Below are 4,801 nucleotides of genomic sequence, written 5' to 3'. Positions count from 1 at the left end.
TCCTCTCCCGAGGTGATCGGGGCGATGCCGCCGGAACCACCAGGCGTGCTGGTTCCGTTGGTTCCGCCCGATCCGCCGCGGACGACGGTGCTGTCTCCGATGCCGGAGACGGCGTTGCCCGAGACGTTCACGGGTGCGGTGATCACCGGGATGATCTGGTTTCCGCTGGCGATTCCGTCCTCTCCCGAGGTGATCGGGGCGATGCCGCCGGAACCACCAGGCGTGCTGGTTCCGTTGGTTCCGCCCGATCCGCTGCGGACGACGGTGCTGTCTCCGATGCCGGAGACGGCGTTGCGGGAGACGTCCACGGGTGCGTTCACGGAGCCGACCACCTGGTTGCCGCTGAGGATCCCGTCCTCACCGGATGTGGTCGGCGCTGTCGACGTCGCTGGGGCCGCCGGCGCCGTCGTTGCGGCGGGCGGAGCCGGAGCCGTGGTGACGGCGGTGCTGTCACCGATGCCGGAGACGGCGTTGCCCGTCACGTCGATCGGGGCCTCGACATCCACGACCACTTGATTGCCGGACGCGATGCCGCCTTCGCCGCTCGTGGTGGGTTCCGCTGCAGCAGCCGCCGGAGGTGCCCCGGCGGGTGCCGCCGGCGCCGTGAGCGACGTGCTGTCGCCTACGACCGATGTCGCGTTGTCGGCGACGGTGACCGGCGCCGTGACTTGGACGAGGGCTTGGTTGCCGGACAGGAGTCCGTCTTCCCCGGTCGTCTCGGCCGCGTTCGCGACCGTCGCGCTCAGCAGCGTCAAGCCGCCGGCGAGAAGCGTACCCAAGAGGGCGCGCTTGATGAAGGTGTGCATGATCTCTCCTTGAGATGTGATGAATGATCGGATGCGCGCAGAAACGCGCGAGATTCTCCGTCGTCAGAGCGACGACGAGGATCCGATCAGTCGGGAGAGACGTCGGTGGACAGAACGGGCGCGGCCGGGGCTACGTCGTTCTCGAGTCCCGTACGACGCACCCAGGCACGGTATGCGACGACAAGACCGAGGGCGACCAGCACCCACGCGCCGGGACCCGCACCGCCGGGTCCAACTAGAGAGGAGTCCGCCTGTGCGACAGAGCGGAGAAGAGCGAAGATTCCTGTGGCAGCCCAGCTGCTCACGAAGGCGGTGTCGGGCGACGTGAGCGCCGCGGACAGATCAGACGTCAGCGCGTGCCAGGCTGCTGCGCCGCTGAGGAACGCGGCGCGGGCCAGCGTCTCCCACGGGCTGCCGGCGGCCGCGCGAAGCGCACTGGCGGTCGTAGCGGCCGGCGCGCCGTGCAGGGCCGCTCCGACGGCAGGCACGCCGGTCAGCGGCGACACAGGCGCAACGGTGACGATGCGGCCGGACTTGTCGATGGCGCCGGATGCCGTGCCGACCACTACCGTGGCGCCGCCCTGCAGAACCCCATCCACGCTCGACCCGGCGCCGGATGCCGCGGTGTCCAGTCCCAGGTCGGTGACGACGCCGCCCACCACCGGCACGGTCTCCACCACGCCCAGGGTGGGATTGAGGATCGGCGTCACGACCCCGTTCTGGGGGATCCCGCCGACCGTGTCGACCACAGAGGTGACGACCGGCGCAACCGGAAACGACGAAGCCGAGTCCGCGACCGTTCCAACCACCGGGGCAACGGTCGCGAGGACCGGGTCGGAGATGGGGGCGACGGTCTGCCCGACGGTTGCGACCACGGGAGCCACGGTCTTGGCCACGGGAGCAACGGTCTGTCCGACGGTCTGAGTGACGGGAGCGACGGTCGACGTGACAGGAGCGACGGTCTTCGAGACGGGCTGAGTCGCGGGAGCAACCGTCTGGGCCACAGGCGCCACGGTCTTCGCGACCGGCTTGGCCACAGGCGCGGCCGCCTCACCGACCGGTGCAACCGTCTTCGCGACGGGCTCTACGACGGGAGCTGCCGTCTGAGCGACCGGAGCTGCCGCCTGCGCGACAGGCTCGGCGACGGGCGCGGCGGTCTCCGCCACGGGCTGCGTGACAGGAGCTGCGGTCTGCGCGACGGGCTCGGTGACGGGCGCAGCGGCTTCGGCCACGGGCTGAGTCACCGGGGCGGCGGCTTCTGCCACAGGTTCGGTGACGGGTGCAGCGACTTCGGTGACGGGCTCGGTCACCGGGGCAACCGTCTCGACGGTGTCGCCGAGCAGGCCGTCCGCGGCGTGAGCCTGCGGGACGGAGAGGTTGAGGAGGATCGAAAGCAGCACCCACGCGAACGCGACGCCGATTCCTGCGAGCAGCATCCTGGAAATTCTCGACAGGTGCTGCGAGTGTGCGGTGTCCACGTTCACCTCCTAGCGACGACGGACGTCAATCCGTTTTCGAACGAAAACCGGAGTACTGAGGGGTGCCTGGAGCCCTGACGCTAGCCCACGCAGCGGGCCGTGTATACCGGATATGTGAAGAATGCGAAATGCAGCCAGGAATTGTGCACAGGTATCCACGGCCGGCGGCAACCTTCAACTGTGACTTCAAGCACATCTCAATTCACAAGCAGTGGATCACTGAATAGCAGGTCAGAGGCCGTAAAGCGACAAATAACCGGGTGAGGCGCGCACTTCTCCACAGACGTTGTGCACAGGCTTGTCGGCGTTTCGCGCAGGCTCTCCACAGACTTATCCACAAGTGCTGTTGCAAGTCGGAAAGCCGCTCTCTAGCGTGGGGTGCGGCCCACGGGGGGATCGGCGCATCGCACGTCAACGCAGACGGTGTCTGGGGTTCGTGTTCTGCTGAGGTCGGACGAGAGGGATGCCGGGGCATCCGATCTCGTCCTACTGGAGTGCGTCCGCGCGCAGGCGAACCCCCCGGGATGCAGCTTTGCCGTGGCCGAAGACGTGGAGGACAGTGCAAATGTCGATTGCCGACATCTCGGACGAACGGCTCGGTGGAGCGCGCCGTGAGCACGAGCGCACCCCGCCGCACGACCTCCTGGCCGAGCAGAGCGCGCTCGGCGGCATGCTCCTGTCGAAGGATGCGGTCGCGGACGTCATCGAAACGCTGCGCGGGGGTGACTTCTACGTTCCCAAGCACGAGCTCATCTTCGAGGCCGTGCTCACGCTCTATTCGCACGGCGAGCCGACCGATGTCGTTGCGGTCACCGACGAGCTGATCAAGTCAGGCGAGCTGCAGCGCGCGGGGGGCGCCGATTACCTGCACACACTCACCTCGATCGTGCCGACCGCGGCGAACGCGGGCTATTACGCGTCGATCGTCTCGGAGCGCGCGCTTCTGCGCCGGCTCGTCGACGCGGGTACGCGCATCGTGCAGATGGGCTACTCCGGCCAGGGCGAAGCCCTCGATCTGGTCAACAATGCGCAGGCCGAGATCTACGGTGTGACCGGGGCCGATGCCGCCGAAGACTACGTGCCGCTCGAAGTCGCCGTGAGCGCTGCGGTCGACGAGATCGAAGCTGCGCGCGGACGAGACGGCCTGATGACAGGCATCCCCACCGGTTTCTCGGGTCTGGACCAACTGACCAACGGACTCCACGCCGGGCAGATGATCATCATCGCCGCTCGGCCCGCGATGGGTAAGTCGACCCTCGCGCTGGACTTCGCGCGGTCCGCTGCGATCAAGCACAACTTCCCCACGATCCTCTTCTCGCTGGAGATGGGTCGCAGCGAGATCGCGATGCGTCTGATGAGTGCAGAGGGGGCGGTGCCCTTGCAGAACATGCGCAAAGGAACGCTCGACTCCCGCGACTGGACCACGATCGCGTCGACGCGCGGCCGGATCAACGATGCACCGTTGTTCATCGACGACAGCCCCAACATGACGCTGGTCGAGATCCGCGCGAAGTGCCGCCGCCTCAAGCAGCGCCAGGGGCTGAAGATGGTCATCATCGACTACCTCCAGCTCATGACCAGCGGAAAGCGCGTCGAGTCGCGTCAGCAAGAGGTGAGCGAGTTCTCGCGTGCGCTGAAGCTGCTTGCGAAGGAGCTGCAGGTTCCGGTCATCGCGCTGTCGCAGCTGAACCGTGGTCCGGAGCAGCGGGCCGACAAGAAGCCCGCTCTGTCCGACCTCCGCGAGTCAGGATCGATCGAGCAGGATGCCGACATGGTGGTCCTGCTTCATCGCGAGTCCGCCTATGAGAAGGACAGCCCCCGCGCGGGAGAGGCCGACCTCATCGTCGCCAAGCACCGCAACGGACCGACCGACACGATCACGGTCGCCTTCCAGGGTCACTTCTCGCGCTTCACCGACATGGCGGTCGGGATCTAGCGATTCCGGCGACCTGCACCGATCTGATCGTCGGAATCGCGGTCATCGTGCTCGGCGTCCACCTCCTTTGCGGCAGTACAGTCTGACCAACCAGCATCCGACAGGTCGGACAGCGCAGGGTCGCACGAGCCACCCGGAAGGGGACGGTCGATGAGCTTTCAGATCGCGACGGCGAAGACCGACATCACGCCCAGGCCGGGAGCGAACCCGTACATGGCGGGTTACGGGGTGCAATCCGCCCTGCGCACGGTCGCCAGCGACTCACCGCATTCGGGCCCGCTCTTCGCCCGGTGCGTCGTGCTCTGGGACGACGGTGCTCCCCACGCGATCGTGTCGGTCGACATTCTGGGTATCCCCCGCAGCGTGCACCAGGGCCTGCGACCGAGGCTGATCGAGCTGGCGGACTGGGCGTCATCGGATGTCGTCCTTGTGGCCACCCACACGCACAACGGTCCCGTCGTCGGTGAGTCCCTCGATCCGTTCATCGCATACGACCTCGTCGACTTCGATCTGGTCCACCAGTACACGGCGTGGCTGCAGGATTCGATCGTCGACCTCGTCAGCGCGACACTCTCGGCGAC

3 protein-coding genes and 1 pseudogene are annotated in these 4,801 nt (G+C 67.2%); 2 read left to right on the top strand and 2 right to left on the bottom strand.

Translation table 11 applies throughout. The annotated features are described in order from the left end of the window. On the bottom strand, positions 1–806 hold an 806-nt coding region (locus tag VFX99_RS12780), incomplete at its 3' end, for a chaplin family protein (RefSeq protein ID WP_329666674.1). 86 nt (positions 807–892) lie between these two features. Beyond that, the gene (locus VFX99_RS12775) at positions 893–2,242 is read right to left on the bottom strand and encodes a hypothetical protein (RefSeq protein ID WP_329666673.1); all 1,350 of its coding nucleotides are present in this window, start codon (positions 2,240–2,242) and stop codon (positions 893–895) included. A 607-nt stretch (positions 2,243–2,849) separates the two neighbouring features. On the opposite strand from VFX99_RS12775, the gene dnaB reads away from it, so the two are divergent. Together dnaB and VFX99_RS12765 are read left to right on the top strand one after the other, a co-directional pair. Beyond that, positions 2,850–4,220 carry a replicative DNA helicase gene (dnaB, locus tag VFX99_RS12770; RefSeq protein ID WP_329666672.1) on the top strand — a complete coding sequence of 457 codons (1,371 nt, stop codon included), beginning with the start codon at positions 2,850–2,852 and terminating at the stop codon, positions 4,218–4,220. Between the two features lie 150 nt (positions 4,221–4,370). Further along, positions 4,371–4,801: pseudogene (locus tag VFX99_RS12765) on the top strand (hypothetical protein); the annotation flags it as partial.

It is taken from the genome of Microbacterium sp., from assembly GCF_036277215.1.
GTDB lineage: Bacteria > Actinomycetota > Actinomycetes > Actinomycetales > Microbacteriaceae > Microbacterium.
Note: the sequence above shows the minus strand (reverse complement) of the source record. Positions and strands in the feature narration are given on the sequence as shown.

What these genes read in the sequence shown, in the direction of transcription:
- dnaB (WP_329666672.1), top strand. Translation starts at nt 2,850, where the DNA reads ATGTCGATTGCCGACATCTCGGACGAACGGCTCGGTGGAGCGCGCCGT.
- VFX99_RS12775 (WP_329666673.1), bottom strand. Translation starts at nt 2,242, where the DNA reads ATGCTGCTCGCAGGAATCGGCGTCGCGTTCGCGTGGGTGCTGCTTTCG.